This is a genomic window from Sphingopyxis sp., from assembly GCF_035998965.1.
Taxonomy (GTDB): Bacteria; Pseudomonadota; Alphaproteobacteria; order Sphingomonadales; family Sphingomonadaceae; genus Sphingopyxis.
Map to the genome: position 1 here is coordinate 74,555 of NZ_DASYHE010000060.1, position 22,919 is coordinate 97,473.

Genomic DNA, 22,919 nt, shown 5'->3' on the forward strand with positions numbered 1-22,919 from the left:
GGCGCGGCGATCATGCACCGAAATGGACCCGATTGACCGGCGCGCTACGCGCCTGTTCGGCAATGAATTGCCACCGCAGCAGCTCGGCGACATTGCCCGCCCCGGCGCGCCGCATGATGTTGGCACGGTGCACCTCGACCGTGCGCGGGCTCAAATCCAGCTGCCGCGCGATCGCCTTGTTGCCCAGCCCCGCGGCGATCGCGTCCAGAATGTTGCGCTCACGCGGCGTCAACGCCGCCAGCCGTGCCTCAGCCTCGCGGTGCCGGTTCACTGCCGCTTGCCGCACGGACCACTCGTCCAGCGCGGCGTCGATGACGCGGCGCACATGCTGCGGATCGAGCGGCGCAGGCAACAGATCGCGGGCGCCGCTGCGCAGGATCTCCCGCGATTCGGCGATGCTCAGCTGCGCGGCAGCAACAAAGGCCGCAATATCGGCGCGCCCCGCGATCCGCTCGAGTAACGCCGCGCCGCCGATACTCCCCGGCTGGTGCCAGCGGAAGAGCAGGATCGCACCGCTGCTATCGCCTTCGCCCGCCAGCCAATCGTCGGCGCTGGCAAAGCAACGAACAACCCGGCCGCCGCTCGCCGCCAGCGCGCGAAAACAGGCCGCGCGTTCGGTCGGGTCGGGCAAGATCAGATGGATATGGTCCGCAACATCGCTCACCCGAACCTGCTGCCCCGACCGCACGCGTGCGGCCACCACCTATTGATCGGCGGCGGCGCCGTTCCGGAGCAATCGCCCGCTGCTTGCGGTGGCCGGTGCGGTCAGCCGGTGATCAACGCCGGTCCATAGAGCGCGACGACAAAGATACAGGCGGTCACCGCCCCGATGAGCAGGCTGCGCCGATCCTTGATCGCAAAGGCAACCGGGTCACCCTCGACTTCGCCGCGCCGGGCCATGATCCAGATCCGATTGAGCCAATAGAGCAGCGGCAGGCAGAGCAGCCACAGCATTTCGGGCAGCGCATAATGGGCTGCAGTCGCCGGATCATGCGCAAACAGCGCGAGCACCAGGATCGCGACCATCCCCGCCGAAATGCCCGACATCATCACGACGTCCAGATCGCCGCCGACATATCCTCGCCCGCTGAGCAACCGCTGTGGCTCGATCGCGTCGCGCATTTCGACATAGCGTTTCAGATAGGCGAGGCTCAGGAACAGAAAGACCGAAAACAGCAGCAACCAGAAGCTGAGGGGCACGCCGATCGCGATCGCGCCAATCCAGATGCGGATCGTGTAGAGCGAGGCGAGGACGATCGCGTCGCCGACCATTACCGCCTTCAGCCGGAACGAGTAGGCGGTGGTGATCGCCATATAGGCGAGGAACCAGAGCATGAGTTCGGGGCCGCCGAGCCACCATCCCCCGACCAGGCCGATCGCCGCCAGCAGCAGCGACAGCCCCAGCGCGGCGGGGATGGTCAGGTCGCCATGCGCCAGCGGCCGTTTCCACTTGGTGCGATGCGCGCGGTCGGCATCGAGATCGAGCAGGTCATTCAGCAAATAGATCGACGAGGCAATCAGCGACATGAGCAGCGCCGCCGCCACCGCCGTCAGCAAGACCGCGGGCTTGGTGAATTCGCCCGACGTAAAAGCAGGTACGATCACCAGCGCATTCTTGGCCCATTGATGCGGCCGCATCGCCTTGAAAATGGCGCGGGCGGGGGAAGGGCGCGGATCGCCGAGGCGTTTGACCGCCGACCGCGCCGGGATATGGCCGACCGACCAGCCATGGCGCGCGTCGGTCCACAGGCAGGTGTCGGCGCGGCTGTCGCCAATATAGTCGAACGGTGCATCGGGGCCGATGCGGGCGCGGATCGCGGCGAGTTTAGCTTGGCCTTTGAGATTGGAGCGACCGCGCGTTGCGATGACCGGATCCGCCAGCTTCAGATGATCGGCAATGCGGCGGATATGCCGCCAGTGGCTGGCGCTCGCCAGAATGACCGGGCGATGATCGGCCTGCGCCTGCTCGATCAGCTGGAGCACCTCGGATCGGTACGGCAGTCGCGCTGCGTCGATGCGGTCGCGCCGCGCCGCCATCGTTTTGGCGACGGCGCGCCCCGCAACCAGCCAGGTCAGCAGCGCGATCAACGCGGCGACGCCCGATCGCGCAATCCGCACAAAGCTTTCGAGCGAAATGTCGGCGCGCGTCAGCGTCCCGTCGACATCGACCAACAGCGGCACGGCCTTATCCGCGGCGGCAGGCTGGTCAGGCAACATGGGCCAAGCCCTTACGCGCCAGGAAGCGCTCGATCCACGCGGCAACCGGAACCGCGGCCATAGCGATCAATAGCGGCATCGCCGGGTCGCGGTAACGGACGATAATGTACGCGGCGGCATGGACGAGCCAGAACCCCGCGATCATCGCCGCAAATATCCATTTGCCGTCGCGCGCGACCAGCCGCGAAGCGAAAGCGAACAAGGCGAGCAGGAGGATCAAGCCATATTGCACGACCTCCAACAGCCGGATCGCAGCGACTGTCTTTGAAGCCGCGATATCCTCGGCGTCAGGAAAATTGGGTGCCCAGAAATAGACCAGTTTGAGCGCTGCCAGCTTGGCGGCCTGACCGGGGTTGGCCCTGATCCAGTCAATCGCGGCGGCTTGCAGGCGATCAGCGTTGGCGACCTCGCCCAGCCGCACGCGCGTGGTGTTCCAGTCCTCACCCAACGGCGTGTCGGCGATGCTGACGAACTTGCCCGTCGCGGCGGGGTTGTTGCCCAGATACATGTTAAAGGCGGCGTTGGTGGTCAGCACCGGTCGCCCGACCATCTGGTTGGTCGCATACAGCCAGGGCGCCGGCAGCACCGCCGCCCCGGCGACGAAGCACATCCCCGCAGATAAAGCCGGTTTAAAGCTGCCGCGCACGCGCCAGAGCATCAGCAGCGCGGTGGCCACGCCCAGGCAGAGCAGCAGCGCCGATCCGCCGGTGACCAACGCCGCGCCCCACAACAGGCCCGCGACCGTCGCGGCCGCCATCCGGCGCTGGTCGCGCGCGATGGCGATTGCGCTGAGAGCGATCCCAAGCAGCAAGGGCGTGGTCAGATTTTCCTTCGCCAGCATCGTCGCATTCCACAGCCCGGGCAACCACAGCGCATAGGCTGCGGCGGCGAGCAGCCCCGCTTCGCGGCGGGCGGACAGCGCCAGGCCGAGCCGGTAGATCAGCCAGATGCTCGCGATGCACAAGAGCAGGTTAACCGCGATGGCTGCGCCCACCGAACTTCCCAAGATACTGAAGAACGGTGCGAGCAGCAGCGGATAGCCCGCGCTGTAAAAAGCGTGCTGCCCGTAATGGTCCGCAAGCACGCCACGTTCCGCCAATCCCTCGGCCATTGTAAAATAGGCGAGCGCGTCGCTTTCGAGCGGATGTTGCAACGCCCATGCGCCCGCCAGTCGGAGCGCGACGGCCAGAACCATGATGGCAACGAGCAGCACCGTGCAAGTTCGCGGCGAAAGCGTCGATGGCAAGCGTTCGAGAGTGGGTGCGCGCGGGGTCATCGGATGATTTCGGAGCGCCGCGGCACGGATTTAGGCGGAGCGCGCAACCAGCACACAGCCGGCGGCGATCATCAGGGTTCCGGCAATGCGCGCGGCGCTCAGGCTTTCGTCGAGCCAATAGGCACCGGCGAGCATCGTCAATATGAAGCCGATGCCGACGAACGGATAGGCGAGCGACAGCGGCGCGCGGCCAAGCACGAACAGCCAGAGCAGCGCGCCGACCCCATAAAGCGTCAGGCCCAGCAAGATCATCGGCGATTGGGCAAGGCCGCCAATCTCTCCGCTGATACCCCCCGACCGTCCGCCCGCCGCCGCGGTTGTACCGATCTTGAGCGCCAGCTGCGCCAGCGCCGACAGGCTGACGCTGGCCAGAATGAGAAGAAACAGGCGCAATGTCATCGACGATCTTTCGGTCTATCCGCGGTCTGCCACTAGGCGCGGCGCTTCAAGATAAGGTTAATCTTGGGCGGAATGTCGAGCGAAATCCTTACGCAACCGCGGTTTGACGAGGTGTTGCCGCTGGCACGACGGGGCGATCTGAAATGCACCAGTGCGCGGAACACTATTGCCCAACCAGATGGCGCCGCCAACGACGTGCCATGCCTATACGCCCGGCCCATGCCAGTCTCGCCCTCTCGCTCGCCGCGCTGTCTGCCGCGCCTGTCGTCGCCGACAGCCCGTCCCGTTACAGCGAGGAGGATATTCTCAACGGTACGACCATCGCGATCGCGTCACAGGATCTGTGCGGGTTCCGCGTCGATGAAAAAGCGATCCGCGAGCTCCTTGCGGCCAAGCTTCCCGATTTGAGTGCCGACCTTATCGCGCTGCAACTGCGCGGCTACGCCCGCGTCCTGCCCCGCCTTGATGAAGAACAGCGCAAGCGCCACTGCACTGAAACGCGCGCCTTGGCCAAGGCTGCGGGATGGCTGCGCTGACATAGCGGCTGCGGGCCGACTGGGGCGATACCGGATTCGCAGACGAACCGTCTTTCGCGTCTTGCCTGCCTTCCGAAACGCTGGATATGCACCGATCCCATGACAAATGCGCTTTGCCGGTGTGGGAGAAGGCACGTACCATGGTCACGACTGACATTGGCCTAGACCAAAGCCATTCTATGTTGTATACCAATTCAATACCAATCTGGGGTGGGCAGCATCGCAATGCAATATGTCATAGGACTGATGTCGGGAACCTCGCGCGATGGGGTTGATGCGGCGCTGATCAGAACCGACGGCCTCAATTCCGTCGAAGCGGTTGCCTTTCAGTTTGAACCCTATCCGGATGATCTGAAAGCCGTCATTGCCGATGCGTGCGACCTGGCAATGGCGAGTACGCAGCGTGTCCCCAGCCGGTTGATAGACGATTGCGAAGAACTGTTGGACCAGCGCCATCTGGCGGCCGCCGAAATGGTGCTGCGCAAGGCCGGTGTACCGGCCAACGACGTCGCGGTGATCGGGCTGCACGGCCATACGATCGCGCATCGCGCCGATCTGGGCTGGACCTGGCAGATCGGCAAGCCCGATTTTTTGGCGAACCGGCTGAACATCCCGGTGATGTCGAACATGCGCCATTTCGATGTCATGTTCGGCGGCCAGGGCGCGCCGCTCATTCCCGTCTTTCACCGTGCGCTGTTTTCGAATGCTTCGCAGCCCGTGGCGGTGCTGAATCTTGGCGGCGTCGCAAACCTCACCTTCATCGGCACCGACGGCGCGCTGATCGCATTTGATTGCGGAATGGCGAACGCGTTGATCGACGACTGGATGGGTCGAAAAACCAATTATCCGTTCGACGCAGGCGGTGAATTTGCAGCGCGAGGCACGATCGACGATCGGGCATTGCAGACGATGCTGGATCATCCGTTCTTTTCTGCGCCAGCGCCAAAGTCACTGGACCGTAAAGACTTTGGCCTAGACAGGGTGGAACGCCTCTCGGCGCCGGACGGGGCTGCGACCTTAACGGCGTTTTCTGCCAAAGCCGTCGCCTTGGGCTTGCGGCAATTTCCTGTTCGACCGCAACGCTTGATTGTCTGTGGTGGAGGACGCAAGAATGATACAATGCTCAAGATGATCGAGAGATATTCGGGGATTCCGACGGTCCTTACGGACGAGCTGGGCTGGGACGGCGACGCTATCGAAGCGCAGGGATTTGCCTATCTCGCCTATCGCTGTCTGCACGGCTTGCCGATCACATATCCCGGCACCACCGGCGTGGCAGAACCCATGTCAGGAGGCGTTTTGACGCAGCCCGAGCGGGTCGTTGCGGGAAAAATCCCGGCATGACGTTGTTTCTCGGAATCGATGCCGGTGGCACCTCGAGCAAATCCAGGCTGACCGATGAGCATGGCAATATCCTGGGTTCGGGTCATGCGGGACCGGCCAATACCCGCATTGGCCTGGATGCCCTCCACGCCACGTTGCTCGATGTTTCGATGCAGGCCATCCGGGCCGCCGGCTTGAGTGCCGAAGATGCCGGCAAGATCCGCTGCGGCATGGGGATCGCAGGGATCACCCGTATGGGCATGAAACAAAAGATTCAGGGGCTGACCTTTCCATTTGCAAACGTCCAGCTCACCAGCGACGCGATGATCGCCAATCTGGGCGCCCATATGGGCGACGACGGTGCGATCCTGATTATCGGCACCGGCAGCGTCGGCCTGGTCAAACGCGGCGAAGACAGTTTCAGCATCGGCGGTTACGGCTTTCCCATATCCGACGAAGGCAGCGGCGCGGCGCTTGGGCTGAGTGCCATCCGCCATGCGCTGCGCGCGCTCGATGGGCGGACCAGGCCTTCACCGTTGAGCCAGGCTGTGACCAAGCAATTCGACCACGCAATTCCCCGGGTGATAGCGTGGATGGACGACGCAGCGCCGGGCGATTACGCAAGCTTTGCGCCGCTGGTTATGGATTATGCGGACCTTGGCGACGAGATCGCCTTGTCGATTGTCCGCGACGCAGCGCTGCACGTCGAACGATTTATTGAAACCATCCTATCGCGCGGAGCGCCGCGATGCGTGCTGATGGGCGGGCTGGCGGAGCGGATGAAGCCGTGGTTGCGCGTCCGGATTGTGGCGCAATTGCAGGATGCTTTGGGGGATGCGCTCGACGGCGCCCTGATCCTGGCAGGCCGCCCTATTGGGTCCGGAGCATCTCGCCCGTGATGACATAACCGCCGGTCAGCCAGTCGATAATCTCGCGGGCGGCAGGGCTATCGACGGCAGCATATTTGCGGCAGAATTCCGTAACCTCATCGGCAATCCCCAATCGACCGCGATCCTCAAACGCGTTGAGGTCGCGCTGAAGCATGAGCGCGAATTCGGCCCCGCAGATGCGGGTCGCTGCGTCGAGGAATTCGGATGCGTAGCGGTAGTCGTCGCCCTTGGCGTAGCATGACGGCAAGGTCAGTGCCGGAATGCAGCTCAGCATCGGCTGCGACGCAGGATTGATGGCATGATGCGCGAGATATGGACCCATGGCTGCCGGGCGCCCCGTGAATGACCGCAAATGCAGGTGGTTCGACATGCGTGGTCCGTCATTGACAGGATAATTGTCCCAAAGGGACGGCTTGCGGCCAAGCCGGTCGGCGACGCTGGCCAAGTGGCCGACGCTGAATTCGCGCGAGCATATTTCCTCGCCAGTCCAGTAAACCGAAATTGCAGGGTCGAGCAGCTTGCCGAGCTTTTCCAGATAAGATTCGGGGCGTTGCCCGAACACGCGATCAAGCAACGGATCGTCGGAATAATAGCTCGGACACATGAAAAAACGCGACGCTTTGCTGGACCCTATGGCGCAGTCAACGATTTCGGCCTGTCGCTCTGCCAGATCGACAAGATCGCCGCGCATGTCATCGAACAGAATAACCAGATCGTCGATGCCGATCGTGTCGAGATGAGCGATCTTGGCTTTCAATTCTTGCCGCGCGCTGCGGTCAAAATCGAGATGCGCGCCATAAGGCGTCAGCCCGATACCCGACCGCATATTATGGGCTGCACAATGCCCGGCGAATTGCCGCAGGCTCTGCGTTTCTGCGTCATCATGCAATTGGCGCCAGTCGCGGCGCAATTTGCCGTCGATTTTGGGCGCATAATGGAAGAAGGCATAGCCAGCCGGTGCCAGCCGGTCGATCACGTCGCGACGCTCTGCCCAGCTCCAGGCCCGGCCGAAATAGCCCTCGATGACGCCCAGTTCCGGCATCATGCCATGTCACCTGCGATCCAGACATTCTGAATGTTCAGCCTGTCGTCCAGATGGACTAGGTCGGCTCGATGGCCTTCCGATATCCGGCCATAAGCGTCCCCGATGCCGATGAATTCCGCTGGCGTCGCACTCGCCATTTGCGAAGCCGAACCGAGATCGACCTGCATCAGCGCCACGCAGTTTCTCAATGCGCTGGTCATATCAAGAACCGAACCCGCGAGCGTACCGTCATCCGATCGCAGCATCCCTTCACGCGCCGTGACCGCGGTTCCCCCGACCGTGAAGGACGTAATCTCCGAGCCGACCGTTGGCATGGCGTCGGTGACCAGCATCAATTCCTTGCTGCCTTTCGCGCGATATGCGGCGCGCAGCGATGCCGGATGGACATGATGTCCGTCCGCAATGATGCCGCAGATCAGACCGCTGTCCATGCTCGCCCCTACGACGCCCGGCGCCCGGCTCTCCATTTGCGTCATCGCGTTGAACAAATGCGTGACGCCCGAAAGCCCCTCTCTGATCGCCCGCTGCATGTCTTCGTAAGTCGCCAATGAATGCCCGGCCGCGACGACAACACCGCCTGCCACCAGTGCGGCGATGGCGCCTTCAGGGGCGAGCTCGGGCGCCAGCGTGACCAGGGTTCTGCCATGTTTCAGCGACGACAAAAGCGCGACGGTGTCGGCATCCAGGGACCGGAATTTGCCGGCGTCGTGAATGCCATGTTTGCCGGGATTGAGAAACGGGCCTTCGATATGAATTCCGACGATTCCCGGAACGCCTGCCTGAATGGCATCATCGACCGCCCCGATGGCTTTGGCAATCACGTCAAGATCGTCGCTGATCAAAGTGGGCAGCATCGCGGTTGTACCGAATTTTCGATGCGCCTCGGCGATCGCAATTATGCCATCCACGCTCGGCTCGTCGTTGAACAGGACGCCGCCGCCGCCATTCACTTGCGTATCGACGAAGCCGGGCAGCAGAGCGCCGCCATCAAGCTTCTGTACGGGCATATTGTCCGGCAAAGCCTTTGCGAGCAGCAATCTCTCGATCCGGCCACTGCTCATGACAAGCGCGTGTTCGTCATACCATGTTTCGCCCGCCAGTATGCGAGCGCCCACCAAAGCGGTCTCGGTCATATCGTCTCGGTCACCTTTTGCAGCAGCGGCGGGCGATCCGGATCATAGCCTCGCTGCACCGATATGGCATTCACCATCGCGTAAAAGCTCTGTACCATCGCGATCGGGGCGGTGACACTATCGACCTCCTTGGGAAGCCCGAGCGATACAGCCCCGTCAAATTGGCGACCCGCAACCGCTATTCGGGCGTCGCGACCAAGAAACTGTTGCACAATGGGCTCCAATCCCGCCGCAGCCTTATCCAGCGGCGGAAATATCAGCAGCGGAAAGCCGGACTTTATGAGCGCCATGGGGCCGTGCACGACCTCAGCCATACTGAACGCTTCAGCGTGGATCCCGCTGGTTTCCTTGAATTTGAGCGCAGCTTCCTGCGCGATGCCGAGCGTCAGGCCGCGGCCGAGGACGAACATGCTTTCGGCATCCCGAAGCATCTCGGCCCCCGCACCCCAGTCATCGGCCCAAGCCGCATTCAGCAGCCGTGGAAGCATTTTTACGGCTTCCTGCGTCTCAGCCGACCGGGTCCATTCACCGACAAGGTGCGCCAATGCGCAAAGGGTCGCGATATAGCTTTTGGTCGCGGCGACGCTTTTCTCTGGCCCCGCATGTAAAGGCACGACAATTTCGGCAAGGTCGGCCAACGGCGAGTCCATATCGTTCACCAATGCGATAACCAGCGCCCCGGCTTTTCGCGCCGCCTCTGCTGACAACAGGAGGTCAGGACTTTTGCCCGATTGCGAGATGAGAATGAACGGCTGGTTTTTCATATGGAGCAGCGGCGCGCCATAAATGGAACTGATTGACGGTGCCTGCGACACGACAGGCACCCGAAGCCGCGTTTCGATGAGATATTTGGCATAAGTCGCCGCATGATCCGAACTGCCGCGCGCGCAGGTGAAAATGATCTGGGGGTCGAGCGCGCGCAGCCTTTGACCAAGGTCACTTATCAGCGCGGCATTCGACGCATATTGCCGGGCGGCAACTTCGCTGGCTTGCGACGCTTCGCTGTACATCGCTGTTTGGCTCGGGTTTTTCATATAATACCTATATAATACCAATTTACGAAAGGATGCAAGGCTGCTATCAGGGTCGGGGAGACGATATGGACAGGCTTGTAAACGCACTTGCTGACCGATTTGGTACGCGCCTTATCACCGCACCTTCGGCGCGGGCGCAATATGCCCAGAGCGAAGGTCATCACGCGCATCGAACACCGTCCTTGGTTGCTCAGCCGGATACGGTCGAAGACGTACAGCTGCTGGTGAAAACAGCCGCCGAAGAAAACTGGTCGATCGTTGCCTATGGCGCCGGAACGTCGCTGGAGGGCAATGCGGCGATAACCCACGCCGACAGTCTTTGCGTGGATTTCAGCCGCATGGCACGCATCCTCGACGTCATCGCCGCCGATCTTTTGTGCGTCGTCGAACCCGGCGTGACCCGCGAGCAGCTGAACGAAGACATCCGCGCCACCGGGCTGTTTTTCCCCGTCGATCCCGGTGCCAATGCCTCGCTCGGCGGCATGATTTCGACGCGTGCTTCGGGGACGACCACCGTCCGCTACGGCAGCATGCGCGACAATATCATGGGGCTGAAAGTGGTGACAGCCGATGGTCGTGTCGTTTCGACGGGAACGCGCGCGCGCAAGTCCGCCTCGGGGTATGACCTCACCCATCTGTTTACCGGGGCGGAAGGGACGCTTGGCCTGATTGTCGAGGCAAGCTTGCGGCTGCATGGCCAGCCAGACAAAATCCTCGCTGCCACATGGGACTTCGGCACGGTGGAGGGTGCGGTTGATACGGTCATCGCAACCATTCAGTCGGGCGTGCCGATCGCGCGGATGGAATTGCTGGACGAGGCGGCAATCCGGGCCTGCAACCGGCAAAGCGCTTTGGGGCTGCCGGAAAAACCCATGCTGTTCCTTGAATTTCACGGATCGGAGGCCAGCGTGGCCGACCAATTGTCCCTCGTTCGGTTTTTCGGCGAGGGGAATGGCGGCGGCCAGCTTCAGTTTGCGACCGCGACCGAAGATCGGAATGCGCTCTGGAAGGCGCGCCACCAGGCGCTGTGGGCTGCCAAAAATATGGTGCCCGGGGCCGTCGCCTGGATCACCGATATATGCGTCCCGATCAGCCAGCTGAGCGATGCAATCACCCGCGCCAAAACCGCCATCGAAGCGTCGGGCCTCTTTGCGCCGATCCTTGGCCATGTTGGCGACGGCAATTTCCACATCTTCTTCATATTGCAGGCTGACGATCGGGCCAGCTGGGACAAAGCCCGCATCATCAATGAAGCCATGATCGACCACGCACTCTCGGTCGGCGGCACATGCACCGGCGAACATGGTATCGGGCTGGGCAAACGACAGGCGATGCAGCGCGAACATGGTACCGAAAGCGTTGCGACGATGCGGCGGATCAAGGATGCCTTGGACCCGTCAGGCCTGTTCAACCCCGGCAAGATATTTCTGGACAGGCTCTAAACCTTGAGCACCCAGCCGCGCCGCCGGAGCCACGGAAGAATGGCGCAGGAAATCGCCGCGGCCAGAATGGCGTAGAGCAGGGATGTGATCGGCGCCGGCAGTCCGGCGCGGGCAAGACCCTGATATGTCACCGCCCATATCGTCGCGCCGCTCGGCAGCTCGCGGACGATGATCGCGATCAGCACCATATGAATGACATAGAGCGTAAGCGCGGCCTGGCCGAGACTTGCGGTCCACCGGGCGACCTTGTTCCCGCCAATGCTGGGCCATATCGATTTGAGAGATGTCCAGAACAGAATCCCGATGCCGCAAGTGACCAGCGCGAAACTGGCGGTCCAAAGATTTTTGTTCAGTGGCAACACAGGTGTCAGCGCCAGCCCTGCGGCCAGCAGGAGCAAACCCGCCAGCGCAAGGCGCGGGTTGGAAACGACATGGCGCTTGATCCAGCGCATCACCGCAACGCCGATCAAGCCATTGGCTGCCGCACTCAGCGTCGACAACACGCCTTCGGGATCCCAGCTTTGCCTTAACACCCGGCCCGGGATAAGATTTTGATCGAGCCACCCGCTGATCCCCTTGCCCGGTTCCATGCTGGGCGGCGCTCCCGCCGGTGTTCCGACCGTCAGCAGCATCCATGAGTGAAATAAGAGCAGCAACCCGGCGATGAACAGGGGCAGCACGGCGCTGCGCCTGATGACAATGACCGCGGCGCAGATCAGATAGACGATCGCGATACGTTGCAACACGCCCGTCCACCGGATCAGTTCAGGATCGAGTGTCGGTCTGATGAGCCAGCTCAATAGGACGCCGATCAGGAAGAGCAGAAACGCGCGCCGCCCAATCGCCGCCCAGCTGAACACATGGCCCGGCTTGTCGAGCGCCAACGGCGCCGACAGCCCGACGATCAACAGGAATATCGGAAATACCAGGTCGGCAAATGTCAGGCCGTTCCATTCGGCGTGCCGGAGCGTCGCAAATGCGGTCGCTCCATCTCCCTGTATGTTCACCAATATCATCAACAGCACGTCGACGCCGCGAAAGCTGTCGAGCGATGGATCGCGATCGGGTACAGCCTTGCTCACAAGACCACAAAAGGCCCGCGCAGTTCGCTCACAAATTCATAGCGTTCGCCGCGATAAGCCGACCGGGTGAGTTCGACCGGCCGTCCGTCTGCCCGGCGAGTAAGCCGTTCGATCCGCAGGATTTCGCTATTCTCCGGGATGGACAACAGGCTGGCTTCGGTTGACCCCGCCAGCGCCGCGCGGATCTTCTGCTGGCCGGTCACGGGCCGGTTGCCGCGCTGGTCGAGCGCCTGGTAAAGCGAATTTCCCAAATGCGTGATGTCGGGCAGCATGTCGGCCGGAACAACCGCATTCTCGATCGCCAACGGCTCGCCGCCGGCCATGCGAACGCGGCTGAGCCGCGCGACATCGGCGCCTTTTGGCAACTCCAGGATCCGGGTTTCCTCTTCGGTCGCCGAACCGATCGCTTTCATGATCCAGATCGTGTCCGTCGCTTCGCCGCGCGCCTCGGCGTCTTCGCTGAAACTGCTGAGAAACGAGCCTGGTGCCTGAATGCGCGGCGTCACATAGGTTCCCGACCCTTGGCGTCTCGACAGCAATCCTTCTTCGATCAGCAGTTCGGTCGCCTTGCGCACGGTAACCCGCGACGCGCCCATGATCTTGCAAAGATCACGCTCGGATGGAAGCGCCTCGCCTGCGCTGATCGCGCCATCCTCTATCTGCTGCCGCAAGCGATGGGCGAGCTTGATGTAGATCGGCGAATTGCTGTGCTCGCTGCTATGGGCCGAAGCCGATTTCACGGCGCTTTTCCGTCCATGGCCTTGATCGCATCGCGCAATATGCCGCCATGGTCGCGCAGCAGTGCTGCTGCTTCCGACGGGTCTTTCCCGAGGGCGATCAGCACCGCCGTCTTGATGTCATTTCCGGCAAGATGCACGGCCTCGATGGCCAGAGCCTCGCTGCAATGGCTTAAAGCTCTGACGATCCCAAAGGCCCGGTTCAGCAGCTTGTCATTGGAAATGACCATATCCACCATCAGCCCGCGATACACGCGGCCAAGCCGCAGCATGATCGCGGTGGAGAGAAGGTTGAGGATGGCTTTTTGCGCGGTTCCGGCCTTCATCCGCGTCGACCCGGCAATGGCTTCACTGCCCGTTGCGGCCAATAAGCCATGGTGCGCCGCGTGAAGCAGTGCGGTTTCCGCGTTATTGGCGATGGCAATCGTCAGTGCGCCGGCTTCCTTTGCTGCGGTCAGCGCCGCGATGGTAAAGGGCGTGCGACCACTGGCCGCAACGCCAATGACAACATCATCCGCGTTGACGCCGGATTCGCTGATCCTTGATATGGCATCGTCCGCGTCGTCTTCGGCGCCTTCGGCGCTATGGACCAGCGCGTCGATGCCGCCTGCCATCAGATATACCAAACGCTCGGCTGGCCATCCAAAGGTCGGCCCCAGCTCGACGCCGTCCTGAACCGCAACCCGTCCCGACGTTCCGGCGCCGACATAGACAAGCCGACCGCCTTTCTGAAGCCGCGCCGCGGCCGCCTCTGCGGCGGCGGCGATGTGCGGGGTCTGGCTCTTTAACGAAGCGATGGCAGCCATCTGGCCTTCGAGCATGGCTTCAACGGCTTCTATGGTCGGCCAGCTGTCGATGTCGGCAAATCGCGGATTGAGGCTTTCGGTATTAGGCATTTGCAATACTCGGTGTGACGGATTTCGATTGAGAGCCCATCAGGCACACGACCGTCGCAACGGCCGTCCCGACGCACAGCTGCCAGGGGAATGCGATCGTTTTCATGGCGGCGGGCAGGCCCAGCATATCGACGACATATCCCTGAAAGGCGACAATGGTAAGAAAGCCTGCGATCAGCGCCGCGATGACAGAGGCCGACGATCCACGCTTTGTGAACAGTGCCGTAAAATAAACCCCGAGCAATCCGGAATAAGCGAAAGCCATGACCCCCAGCACGAATTCCAGCAGCGGCAGACTGCTGTAACGTTGCCAATAGTAGCACAGGATCGACATGATGAAGAGCGCCAGCCCCAGCAGCACGGTGGTCACACGTCCCGCCAGAATGAAGTGCTTTTCACTGGCAGCGCCGCGCGGTTCTTTCCACGGCCGGTAGAAATCGTTGATCAGCACGGCCGCCATTGAGATCAGGCCGGAGTTGATGGCCGCCGCCGCGATGACGCCCACCGTCACCAGCCCCCGGAGCCCCGGCGGGATTTCGCTGAGTATGAAATGCATGAACACCGTGATCTTTTCGCCCTGAAACGTCTGGACGACGTCCTGGCCGCTGGATCCCATCAGATCGGGACGCTCGTAAAATATGTGCAGCAGCGAGCCGATGACCAGAAACAGCAGGATCACCGGGATGGACGCCCAGACCGACGCATAGAGCGCGCGGCTCCCATGTTTGGCATTGTCGCAGGCGAGCAGGCGCTGCGTGGTGTCCTGATCGAGACCCGAATTGCCGATATTCAGCAGCACGAGCCCGGTCACAGCCGCAAATATCGAAAAAGGCGCCGTCAGGTTGAAGGACCAGTCGATGACCTGTGTCTTGTCGCCCGACGGCGTCATGGTCAGGCTGTCCAGTATTTCGGGCAGGGGAACCGGTATTTTGACTAGCAGAAAGACCAGCACCATGACGGCTGCCCCGACATAGAGTACCACCTGCACCAAATCGCTCCATATCACGGAATTCAGTCCGCCCATGAAAGTGAAGGCAAGGCCGAATATGAGCAGTGTAAATGACGCAATCACGATATGCTGTGGTTCGACATCAAGAAACATGATCATCGAGACAGCTATGGCCGCCAGATACAGCCGCGCACCGCTCGCGAAGATACGGCCGACCAGATACATGGCCCCAGCCGCGCGGCGCGCGGTCACATCGAAACGCTGTTCGAGCAATTCATAAACGGTTGTGGCGCCGATCGCATAAAATCGGGGAATGAGCACTTGGGCAACGAACCAGGCGGCAAGCAACGCGCCGATCGTGCTGGTGAGATAGGTATAGTTTCCCCGAAAGCTGTTGTCGGGCACCCCCAGAAATGTCGCTGCCGATTGGACCGTTGACAGCACCGACACCGCCACCAGCCAGGTTGGCGCGTGATGGCTGGCAAGGAAATAATCGTCGGCATTCTGCATATTGCGCCGGGTCGAAAAATAGCCGGCAGCCGCAAGGATGCCAACATAACCAACCAATATGCCCCAATCCAGCGCCGTGAACTGCAGTGGCGTCATTCGCCAAATCTCCCCATTCTCGGCAGAGTAAATGCCAGCCAGGCGAATGTCATGATGAATGAAGGTTTCGGCGGCGGATCAGCGGAGGAGCGAACCGATCATTCGCTCCTCCGCGAACCGCTTATCTGCGGATGGTCAGTGAAAATCCGAAAGTCCTGCCAAGCACGTCATAGGTATCGGGGAATGTATTGAATGCGCCCGGATTGACCGCAATTGGTGGTTTCTTGGCAAAGATATTGTCGATCCCGAAAGTCAGCGAAAGCCCTTCGATGGGGGGGCGAAGCGCGATGTTCAAATCGAAATAATCGAACGCATCGATCTTGCCTACGCTGCCCGCCGTGCTGTCTTTGACCGATCCGATCCGCTTCCATCCGAATTGCACGGTCAGCGGCTCGCTGTCCCAGGTAAAGGTGGCGCGGTGACGGTAATCGGGCACCACCAGTGTGACGAGATCGGAGGAGCAGGGCGCGCCATAACGGGCCTTGCAATCGACCGGCGTGAGCACCGCGTTACGCTGGATCGTATAGTCGGTGACGAAGCTGCCCTGATAGCCAAGGCTCCAATTGTCGCCCGGCAGGCCGAACGGGACATCGAACGCATATTTGAAATCGACATCGATACCTTCCTGCTTGATCGAGGCGAGGTTCCTGTCATCGACGAAAGCGTCCTTGATGAAACCGGTCACCGGATCGCGCGTGACCGCGGCGCACAACGGGTTGTCGGCGCGCGGGTCGGTGACATAACAACTGGTGATCGCGTCGATCGGCTGGATCTGGCCTACGGCATCACGGATATTGATCTTGTACCAATCGACCGAGAGGTTGAGACCCGGGATGAAGCGCGGTGTGAATATCCCTCCCACAGTATAGGTTTTGCCGCGCTCTGCCGCGATGTTCGCATTGCCGCCAAAGAAGTAGCCGCCCGTAAGATTGGCCGGATTGTTCGAATCATACGCCGCGCGATATCCTTGCGCGGTACATTGGGTCACCGTCGCGGCATTCGTCGCGCCGACGCACGGGTCACCCGCATAACGCGGGAACAACCGGGCAACGGTACGCAGATTTGCGAAGGGGATCGAAAACACCGGGTTGGCAAACTCGCCGATATTGGCATCGCGAATGACCGTCTGGCGCGTTGCCCGTAAGCGCAGATCGTCGCTCACCGTCCAGTTGATGCCCAACTTGTTGGTATCATAGCTGCGATAAGGCCCCACCGACTTTGCATACCAGGATTTCCGATAGGCACCTTCGACATTCAATTGCTGGATCAGTGGAACGTTGGACAGCAACGGTACGACCAACTCGCCGAACAGTTCGTTGACCTTGACGAACGGCGGGATCGGTGGCGCAGATTCAGCGCCCTGATTGAACGAAGTCCCAAGATCGGAGCCATAGGCAAAGCGCCCGGTTTCTTTGCGAAACTCATAGCCGACCGTAAATCCGACCGGGCCCGCCCAACCGTTGAAAAAATCGCTCGTGTCGCCCGCGATATAGGCTGAAGCCACCTGTTGGGTGCGCTTGCGATCGCCAAAATCGAAATCCCGCAGCACGCTGGTGAAATCGCCGCCCGGGCCGAAAATATCGGTGGTGTTCACCAGGCCCGCGAAACTCGACCGCAGGCCGTCCCCTTTAACTGTGATCGATTCCTTGGATCTGCCATATTGATAATAGGCATCCCAGCTGATGGCCGGTGTAATTTCGCCGCGCAAACCAATCTGGGCCTGGATGTTGTCCCGCTCGTTCTCGGCAAAGGTCGGCCCCAGTTCGCCAAGCGAACGGCGGACATTGACGGTGGCAAAGCCATTTACGAACGTGAGTTGCGCCCGCGCCTGCGGATCGAGGAAGGGATTGGTTTCGGCAATCTGGACATTGATGCCCGCGGTGCCTGTCGTCGGAGGATTTTGCCCCGAGCGCGTGCCCCCTTGCGTTTCCACTTTGGAATACATGACCCGGCCGTAAGTTTCGACCCCGTCAAACAGCTCATATTTGAAGAACGCATTGGCGTTGAACCGGCGGAGCGGCTGCGCAAGCAGAAACAGCGGCGTATAGTCCGTCGATTGCGGTGTCAGCGTGAAGGCACCATTGGCATCGTAAGAAAATGTACGCCCGCTCGCGACATCGGTGAAATTGCCGCCGATCGGCAGGGTGGCTGCGCCATTTCGCGCAAAGCGGCGATTGCCGGCAAGCAGCGCGTCACGATCGGTATATTCCAGATAGCCGACGATGCTGCCCCGATCGCCCAGCTTCATGCCGCCCATCAAATGGCCGCTTTTCTGCGACCCGCCACCGGCGACGGCGCGGTAGTTGATGTTCGCTTGCAGCCCTTCGAAATCGTCGTTGATGATAAAATTGACCACGCCTGCGACCGCATCGGCGCCGTAGACCGCGGCTGCGCCGCCGGTCAGAACATCAACGCGCTTCAGAAGCGGTGCCGGTATCGAATTGACATCGACGGCGTTGCGAAAGCTGAACGGCAATGCCCGTGTCCCGTTGATCAGAACCAGCGTTCGGTTCTGCCCAAGATTGCGCAAGTCCAGGGTCTGCGCACCAAAGGCGTCGCTGCCGACCGATGTCGAGTTCACACCACCGGCAAGTTGCGGAATCTTGACCGAAATATCTTCGATGGTGACGGCGCGCTGCAGCTGGATCTGCTCGCCCTCAAGCGTGCTGATCGGACTGGTCGACGAAAGGCCCGCGCTCTTGATCCTCGTGCCGGTAACGATAATCCCGCCGTCATCCTCTGCCGCAACGGTCGCATCCTGCGCCAGAGCACTGACTGGTGTGGTGACTGCCATCAGCCCTAGGACCGCAGAGCTGCCATATAATAGTTTCGAAGTTTTCCCTCTCATGCCCAAACCCCTTCCGACTGACGCCCTCTGTCAATTTGACGGCCCGTAACATTACGGTAAGACATATGCAATACCATTTTAATACCAATATCGGTCGGCAACGCTGCTTTGTGCCGTCGACAGCTGTTGAAAAGTTGATCTTTCGGCGCGACGTGCCTGTCCGCTGACCGCAAAATTGCCTCGAACCTCGCCTTGAGCAGCCTTGGCATGGCGGAGGCCATTCGATGTCCGTAGCATCGCCATGACCGGTCTCCTCCGCGAATGGTCCGGGCTTATCGCTTCGTATATGAACGTCACTCTCCAAATCGCCCCGGACGTCGTCGTTCGGGTGGCGGTGATTTCGATGTCGCAATTGGGCCGTTGAGGCTGGTTAGGGGAACGTGTGGGGGGAACCGCTGGGGGAACTCGCCGCTTCGGGCTTTCCCGTCTACGCGCTAAGCCGCAGACTTCTGCCGATGGTGACCCCTACGGGACTCGAACCCGTGTTTTCGCCGTGAAAGGGCGACGTCCTAGACCGCTAGACGAAGGGGCCGTCGTTCGGTGAAGCGGCGCATTAGACGCGCATATCCATACGGTCAAGCGCGCTGGCGCCCCACGTGCGCAAAAAACTTGCGCGGGGTGGTTTCAATCGGCCCACGCCGCATCCTCCAGGTGCAGTTCCGCGGCCGGGCGGCTGCCCCAATCGTCGCGTTTGGCACGCCCCGCGAGCCATAATTTTCGCCCGCCGCGCGCATGGAGCAGAGTCTGGCCAAGCTCGGTGTCGGCGCTGCGGAACGCCACCGCCTTGAACCGTCCGCCGTCGTCGCCCGATACGATCAGCCGGACATGGTCGGTGCCGACAATCCCTGCCTCGACGATCCGCACCGGGCCTGTGGCAACGCGCGGCGCGGGCCAGCCGGCACCATAGGGACCGGCGCTTTCGATCGCGTCGCACCACAAGGGCGAAATCCCGCGCGGCGCCAGCACGGCGTCGATCAGCAGCGCCTTGTCGCCGCTCGCGCGCTCGACATCGGCGGCGAGGCGGTCGTTAAGGTAGGCGCCGAGCGCATCGACCTTGTCGGCCTCGACGGTCAGCCCCGCCGCCATCGCATGGCCGCCGCCCGCGACCAGCAGCCCGCTTTCCTTGGCCGCGAGGATCGCGGCGCCCAGGTCGACGCCGCTGATCGAGCGGCCGGAGCCTTTGCCAATCCCGTCCTCGCCAACCGCGATGACGATCGCGGGGCGGTGCAGCCGTTCCTTCAGCCGTCCGGCGACGATGCCGATCACCCCTGGGTGCCAGCCCTGTCCGGCGACGATCGCGACCGGGGCGTTGCCGCAGGCGGTGCTCGCCGCCATCGCCTCTTCGAGCACCCCCGCCTCGATCGCGCGGCGTTCTTCGTTCAGCCGGTTGAGTTCCTGCGAAATATCGGCGGCTTCCTGCGGGTCCGATGTCGTCAGCAGCCGTACGCCGAGGTCCGACTTGCCGACGCGCCCGCCAGCGTTGATCCGCGGACCCAGCGCAAAGCCCATGTCGCTCGCGGTCGGCGGCTTGGTCAGCCGCGCCGCGTCCATCAGCGCCGCGAGGCCGGTGTTGCCGCGCCGCGCCATTACCTTCAGCCCCTGCGTCACCAGCGCGCGGTTGAAGCCGGTCAGCCGCGCGACGTCGGCGACGGTGCCGAGCGCGACGAGGTCGAGCAGGTCGATCAGTGCCGGTTCGTCGCGCGTCGCGAAGAAACCGCGCGCGCGCAGGGTGCGGAGCAGCGCAGCGCCGAGGAGGAAGGCGACCCCGACCGCGGCCAGATTGCCGTGAATCGTGGCGTCAGGCGCTTCGTCAAGCCGGTTGGGGTTCACTAGCGCCAGCGCCGCGGGCAGGGTGGTGGCGCATTGGTGGTGATCGACGACGATCACCTCGACCCCCGCGACATTGGCCTCTGCTATGGCTTCAAACGCTTGCGCGCCGCAATCGACGGTGACGACCAGCTTAGATCCCGCCTCGCCGATCTTGACCAGCGCGGCGCCCGATGGGCCATAGCCCTCCATCAGCCGGTCGGGGATATAGGCGCCCGCGGGCAGCCCGAGCCCGCGCAGCAGCCGCACCAGCAGCGCCGCCGAGGTCGCGCCGTCGACGTCATAATCGCCAAAGATCGTCACCGCCTCTTGCCGCTCGACCGCATCGGCGAGCCGCGCCGCCGCGGCGTCCATGTCGCGGAACAGCGACGGGTCGGGCATGAAGCCGCGCAGGGTCGGGGCGCGCTGGCGGTCGAGATCGTCGCGGCTCACCCCGCGCGCGAGCAGCAACTGGGTGACCAGATCGTCGGGGGCGAGATTTTCGGCGGCCATATCGGCGCTGGCTCGCCGCCAGTGCCAGGGCTGGCCGAGGATCGAGCGGGTGATACCGAGCGCGGCGTCGCTCATACCCGCGCTCGCGCGGTCAGGATGCGGTCGCGCAGGTCGCGCGCGGTCGCGATGGGGATCGCGGGAATTTCATGGCTCGCCAGTGAACTGCCGCCGGGGACGCCGAACACCAAAGTCGCGAGGCCCAGCGGGCGCAGGATGAAGTCGCTCTTGAGGTCGACGCTCTGCACCGATGCGTGCGGCAGCAAGGTCAGCTTGGGTTTCCACCAGCCGCGGCGGATCGCGACCTGCTCGCCAAGATCGGTCCAGCGGTGGAAGCGCGCGGCCCAGAAGGCAAGCATCGCGATCAGCGGCGCCGCGATCAGCCCAAGCCAGCCGACGGCATTGCCCAGGTACAGCGCCACGCCGCCACCAACTGCGGCGCACAGCGCACCGATGATCGGCCCGATGGCGATGATGCGGTGGCTTTGCTGCCACGCGGCGGCGCCATCGGGGCGGACGATGGCAACTTCGGCGAGCACCGGGTCGATTCGGTCCAGCTGCGCAAAAGGGACGACCTGATGGTCGCGCTCTTTCTCGCCGTCGCTTGCCAGGCTCTGCAGACGCAGCTCGTGCCAGCCGAAGCGCTGGCGAAACCAGCCGGTAACGAGGATCGCGGCCTGCACGCGCTTCACCGGCACCGCGACGTCGGTGCGCGTCGTCAGCCCGCGGGTGCGACGCAGCGCGCGCGGTTCGCGGGTCAGGCGGAAATTCCAGTTGGCGAAAAACATCGTCGCGATGCCGCTAGCAAAGCCGATCAACAGCAGCGACAGCGCGGCGCCGATCCCCGCGACCCAGCGATGCGCGAGCAGCCATTGGTCGAGCCCGTAATCCTCGGCGAGATCGACCCAGTCCATCGGGTTGAAAGCGTTGAACTTGAACGGCAGCAGATTGTCGAAAAACTGCATCGCGGCGCCGACCACCGCAAGCGCCGCCAGCGAGAAGTTGAACAATCCGGCGATCAGCAACTGACGCGGCGTCATCGCGAACAGCAGCCGGTCTTCGTGAACTGGCGCTGCCTCGGGCGCATCGGCCGTGACAACCACCGCCACCTCGTCGCTGCGGTGGGCGCGAATCGTCGTCCGCAGCGCTTGCGCGCTATCGAGCGCGATGGCGTCGAGGTCGGCGTCATTCTCCTTGCCGCCGGCGCCGGTTTCGAACCCGACCTTGGCGATGCCCAGCGCGCGCGACACCAGCCCCTGTTCGATGCTGACGTCCTGGATGCGGTCGAACGGGATGGTGCGATGCTGGCGTGAGAACACCCCGCTTTCGATCACGATCTCGTCGTCGCCGACCAGAAAGCGAAAGCGCAGCCAGTGGAACCATGCAGCGACGAGTGAGAACAGCAGGAAGGCGAGGATCGCGGGAACGATATAGACCCAGTTGCCGGTGAAGCCGAGCGCCGCGACCGCGGGCAGGAAATTCAGGCTGCGCGGCCCCAGCTTGACGACCGCGAGCGCCAGCGTCGCGGGATGCAACCGCTGCCAGTTCGCGTCCTCGCCGATGATGGGAGCGGCCGCAGCCGCGGCGGTGTCGGTCATGCGAAGTCGGTCTGGATGTGGCGCCGGATCGTCTCGCGCATCGCGGCGGCCAGGTCGGCGGGCAGGCCGGGCAGGGTGACCGTGCTGTTGTGCGTGCCCGATGTGTGGACGATCAGATGCGACAGGTTGAACCAGCGCTCGACCGGTCCCTGTCCGACATCGATATGCTGGACCCGCACGAATGGCACGATGGTGTCGGTGCGAAACAGCCAGCCGCGCGCGACACGCAGCTGCCCTTCGCCGATCTTGTAGCCCCAGCGCGAGACACGCCGTGACGGGAAGGTCGCGATGACGGTAATTGCGATCAGCCAGGCGAGCGCGGTGATCAGTCCGTAGGGACCCTCGATATGGCGGATCAGCAGATAATCGAACACGCTCGCCCCGATCGCGAGCGGGATCAGGTTGAGTGCGGTCGCGACGCGCAGCACTTGGGCATAAGCGGGATCGACCGGGTCCAGCCCCTCGGCGGCGTTGAGCGCCTCGGGGTCGAAGGGATTGGTCGCGTGGATGGCGGGGGTGTCGGTCATGCCACCACCTTTAGAGCGTGATCGGTCGGGACTGAACCAATATCTAATCCCGTTCGTGTCGAGCG

General features: G+C 62.5%; 19 protein-coding genes and 1 tRNA gene. 4 read left to right on the plus strand and 16 right to left on the minus strand.

The features are described from left to right. Positions 1-10: 10 nt before the first annotated feature. From VGN68_RS11120 to VGN68_RS11135, 4 genes are all read right to left on the minus strand, one after another. Positions 11-664, minus strand: a complete 654-nt coding sequence (locus VGN68_RS11120; RefSeq protein ID WP_327476637.1) for a response regulator transcription factor — start codon at positions 662-664, stop codon at positions 11-13. 101 nt (positions 665-765) lie between these two features. Further along, positions 766-2,217: a UbiA family prenyltransferase gene (locus VGN68_RS11125; RefSeq protein ID WP_327476639.1), complete on the minus strand. Its 1,452-nt coding sequence runs from the start codon at positions 2,215-2,217 to the stop codon at positions 766-768. After that, positions 2,207-3,493, minus strand: a complete 1,287-nt coding sequence (locus tag VGN68_RS11130) for a hypothetical protein (protein ID WP_327476640.1) — start codon at positions 3,491-3,493, stop codon at positions 2,207-2,209. The genes VGN68_RS11125 and VGN68_RS11130 overlap by 11 nt, the downstream gene beginning before the upstream one ends. A 30-nt stretch (positions 3,494-3,523) precedes the next feature. Further along, entirely contained in the window at positions 3,524-3,892 is a 369-nt protein-coding gene (locus VGN68_RS11135) for a hypothetical protein (RefSeq protein WP_327476642.1), read from the minus strand. A gap of 200 nt (positions 3,893-4,092) precedes the next feature. Between VGN68_RS11135 and VGN68_RS11140 the strand changes: the two genes are divergently transcribed. From VGN68_RS11140 to VGN68_RS11150, 3 genes are all read left to right on the plus strand, one after another. Next, positions 4,093-4,428, plus strand: coding sequence for a hypothetical protein (locus VGN68_RS11140; protein WP_327476644.1), 336 nt, complete (start codon positions 4,093-4,095; stop codon positions 4,426-4,428). A 225-nt stretch (positions 4,429-4,653) separates the two neighbouring features. Then, positions 4,654-5,772, plus strand: a complete 1,119-nt coding sequence (locus VGN68_RS11145; protein WP_327476743.1) for an anhydro-N-acetylmuramic acid kinase — start codon at positions 4,654-4,656, stop codon at positions 5,770-5,772. Further along, positions 5,769-6,650, plus strand: coding sequence for a BadF/BadG/BcrA/BcrD ATPase family protein (locus VGN68_RS11150; protein ID WP_327476646.1), 882 nt, complete (start codon positions 5,769-5,771; stop codon positions 6,648-6,650). Before VGN68_RS11145 ends, VGN68_RS11150 begins: the two co-directional genes overlap by 4 nt. On the opposite strand, the gene VGN68_RS11155 is transcribed toward VGN68_RS11150, so the two are convergent. Genes VGN68_RS11155 through VGN68_RS11165 form a run of 3 tightly spaced genes read right to left on the minus strand, consistent with a single transcriptional unit; the run spans position 6,622 to position 9,853 of the window. Further along, positions 6,622-7,686, minus strand: coding sequence for a beta-N-acetylglucosaminidase domain-containing protein (locus tag VGN68_RS11155; RefSeq protein WP_327476648.1), 1,065 nt, complete (start codon positions 7,684-7,686; stop codon positions 6,622-6,624). The genes VGN68_RS11150 and VGN68_RS11155 overlap by 29 nt on opposite strands. After that, the gene (gene nagA / locus VGN68_RS11160) at positions 7,683-8,819 is read right to left on the minus strand and encodes an N-acetylglucosamine-6-phosphate deacetylase (RefSeq protein ID WP_327476650.1); all 1,137 of its coding nucleotides are present in this window, start codon (positions 8,817-8,819) and stop codon (positions 7,683-7,685) included. The genes VGN68_RS11155 and nagA overlap by 4 nt, the downstream gene beginning before the upstream one ends. Further along, positions 8,816-9,853: an SIS domain-containing protein gene (locus VGN68_RS11165; protein WP_327476653.1), complete on the minus strand. Its 1,038-nt coding sequence runs from the start codon at positions 9,851-9,853 to the stop codon at positions 8,816-8,818. Before VGN68_RS11165 ends, nagA begins: the two co-directional genes overlap by 4 nt. Positions 9,854-10,035: 182 nt before the next feature. On the opposite strand from VGN68_RS11165, the gene VGN68_RS11170 reads away from it, so the two are divergent. After that, entirely contained in the window at positions 10,036-11,295 is a 1,260-nt protein-coding gene (locus VGN68_RS11170) for an FAD-binding oxidoreductase (protein ID WP_327476655.1), read from the plus strand. On the opposite strand, the gene VGN68_RS11175 is transcribed toward VGN68_RS11170, so the two are convergent. The 9 genes from VGN68_RS11175 to VGN68_RS11215 form a co-directional block, all read right to left on the minus strand. Next, positions 11,292-12,377 carry an acyltransferase family protein gene (locus VGN68_RS11175; RefSeq protein ID WP_327476657.1) on the minus strand — a complete coding sequence of 362 codons (1,086 nt, stop codon included), beginning with the start codon at positions 12,375-12,377 and terminating at the stop codon, positions 11,292-11,294. The genes VGN68_RS11170 and VGN68_RS11175 overlap by 4 nt on opposite strands. Continuing rightward, positions 12,374-13,117 carry a GntR family transcriptional regulator gene (locus VGN68_RS11180; protein WP_293700116.1) on the minus strand — a complete coding sequence of 248 codons (744 nt, stop codon included), beginning with the start codon at positions 13,115-13,117 and terminating at the stop codon, positions 12,374-12,376. The genes VGN68_RS11175 and VGN68_RS11180 overlap by 4 nt, the downstream gene beginning before the upstream one ends. Next, on the minus strand, positions 13,114-14,010 hold the full coding sequence (locus VGN68_RS11185) for an N-acetylmuramic acid 6-phosphate etherase (RefSeq protein WP_327476659.1): 897 nt from the start codon (positions 14,008-14,010) through the stop codon (positions 13,114-13,116). Before VGN68_RS11185 ends, VGN68_RS11180 begins: the two co-directional genes overlap by 4 nt. Next, on the minus strand, positions 14,003-15,565 hold the full coding sequence (locus VGN68_RS11190) for a sodium:solute symporter (RefSeq protein WP_327476661.1): 1,563 nt from the start codon (positions 15,563-15,565) through the stop codon (positions 14,003-14,005). Before VGN68_RS11190 ends, VGN68_RS11185 begins: the two co-directional genes overlap by 8 nt. 121 nt (positions 15,566-15,686) lie before the next feature. Next, a complete protein-coding gene (locus VGN68_RS11195; RefSeq protein WP_327476663.1) occupies positions 15,687-18,359 on the minus strand; it encodes a TonB-dependent receptor plug domain-containing protein in 2,673 nt (890 codons plus the stop codon). Between the two features lie 510 nt (positions 18,360-18,869). Beyond that, positions 18,870-18,945 (minus strand) — tRNA-Glu (locus tag VGN68_RS11200). A 92-nt stretch (positions 18,946-19,037) separates the two neighbouring features. Next, the gene (gene recJ / locus VGN68_RS11205; protein WP_327476665.1) at positions 19,038-20,807 is read right to left on the minus strand and encodes a single-stranded-DNA-specific exonuclease RecJ; all 1,770 of its coding nucleotides are present in this window, start codon (positions 20,805-20,807) and stop codon (positions 19,038-19,040) included. Then, positions 20,804-22,327 carry a PH domain-containing protein gene (locus VGN68_RS11210; protein ID WP_327476667.1) on the minus strand — a complete coding sequence of 508 codons (1,524 nt, stop codon included), beginning with the start codon at positions 22,325-22,327 and terminating at the stop codon, positions 20,804-20,806. The genes recJ and VGN68_RS11210 overlap by 4 nt, the downstream gene beginning before the upstream one ends. Next, complete coding sequence (locus VGN68_RS11215) at positions 22,324-22,854, minus strand: PH domain-containing protein (protein ID WP_327476670.1); 531 nt, start codon at positions 22,852-22,854, stop codon at positions 22,324-22,326. Before VGN68_RS11215 ends, VGN68_RS11210 begins: the two co-directional genes overlap by 4 nt. Between the last annotated feature and the right edge of the window lie 65 nt (positions 22,855-22,919).

Excerpts from the sequence above, each read along its gene's own strand:
- VGN68_RS11195 (WP_327476663.1), bottom strand. The coding sequence starts at position 18,359 with ATGGCAGTCACCACACCAGTCAGTGCTCTGGCGCAGGATGCGACCGTT.
- VGN68_RS11150 (WP_327476646.1), top strand. The coding sequence starts at position 5,769 with ATGACGTTGTTTCTCGGAATCGATGCCGGTGGCACCTCGAGCAAATCC.
- VGN68_RS11145 (WP_327476743.1), top strand. The coding sequence starts at position 4,654 with ATGCAATATGTCATAGGACTGATGTCGGGAACCTCGCGCGATGGGGTT.
- VGN68_RS11165 (WP_327476653.1), bottom strand. The coding sequence starts at position 9,853 with ATGAAAAACCCGAGCCAAACAGCGATGTACAGCGAAGCGTCGCAAGCC.
- VGN68_RS11190 (WP_327476661.1), bottom strand. The coding sequence starts at position 15,565 with ATGACGCCACTGCAGTTCACGGCGCTGGATTGGGGCATATTGGTTGGT.
- VGN68_RS11185 (WP_327476659.1), bottom strand. The coding sequence starts at position 14,010 with ATGCCTAATACCGAAAGCCTCAATCCGCGATTTGCCGACATCGACAGC.
- VGN68_RS11140 (WP_327476644.1), top strand. The coding sequence starts at position 4,093 with ATGCCTATACGCCCGGCCCATGCCAGTCTCGCCCTCTCGCTCGCCGCG.
- VGN68_RS11210 (WP_327476667.1), bottom strand. The coding sequence starts at position 22,327 with ATGACCGACACCGCCGCGGCTGCGGCCGCTCCCATCATCGGCGAGGAC.
- nagA (WP_327476650.1), bottom strand. The coding sequence starts at position 8,819 with ATGACCGAGACCGCTTTGGTGGGCGCTCGCATACTGGCGGGCGAAACA.
- VGN68_RS11215 (WP_327476670.1), bottom strand. The coding sequence starts at position 22,854 with ATGACCGACACCCCCGCCATCCACGCGACCAATCCCTTCGACCCCGAG.
- VGN68_RS11135 (WP_327476642.1), bottom strand. The coding sequence starts at position 3,892 with ATGACATTGCGCCTGTTTCTTCTCATTCTGGCCAGCGTCAGCCTGTCG.
- VGN68_RS11125 (WP_327476639.1), bottom strand. The coding sequence starts at position 2,217 with ATGTTGCCTGACCAGCCTGCCGCCGCGGATAAGGCCGTGCCGCTGTTG.
- VGN68_RS11155 (WP_327476648.1), bottom strand. The coding sequence starts at position 7,686 with ATGATGCCGGAACTGGGCGTCATCGAGGGCTATTTCGGCCGGGCCTGG.
- recJ (WP_327476665.1), bottom strand. The coding sequence starts at position 20,807 with ATGAGCGACGCCGCGCTCGGTATCACCCGCTCGATCCTCGGCCAGCCC.
- VGN68_RS11130 (WP_327476640.1), bottom strand. The coding sequence starts at position 3,493 with ATGACCCCGCGCGCACCCACTCTCGAACGCTTGCCATCGACGCTTTCG.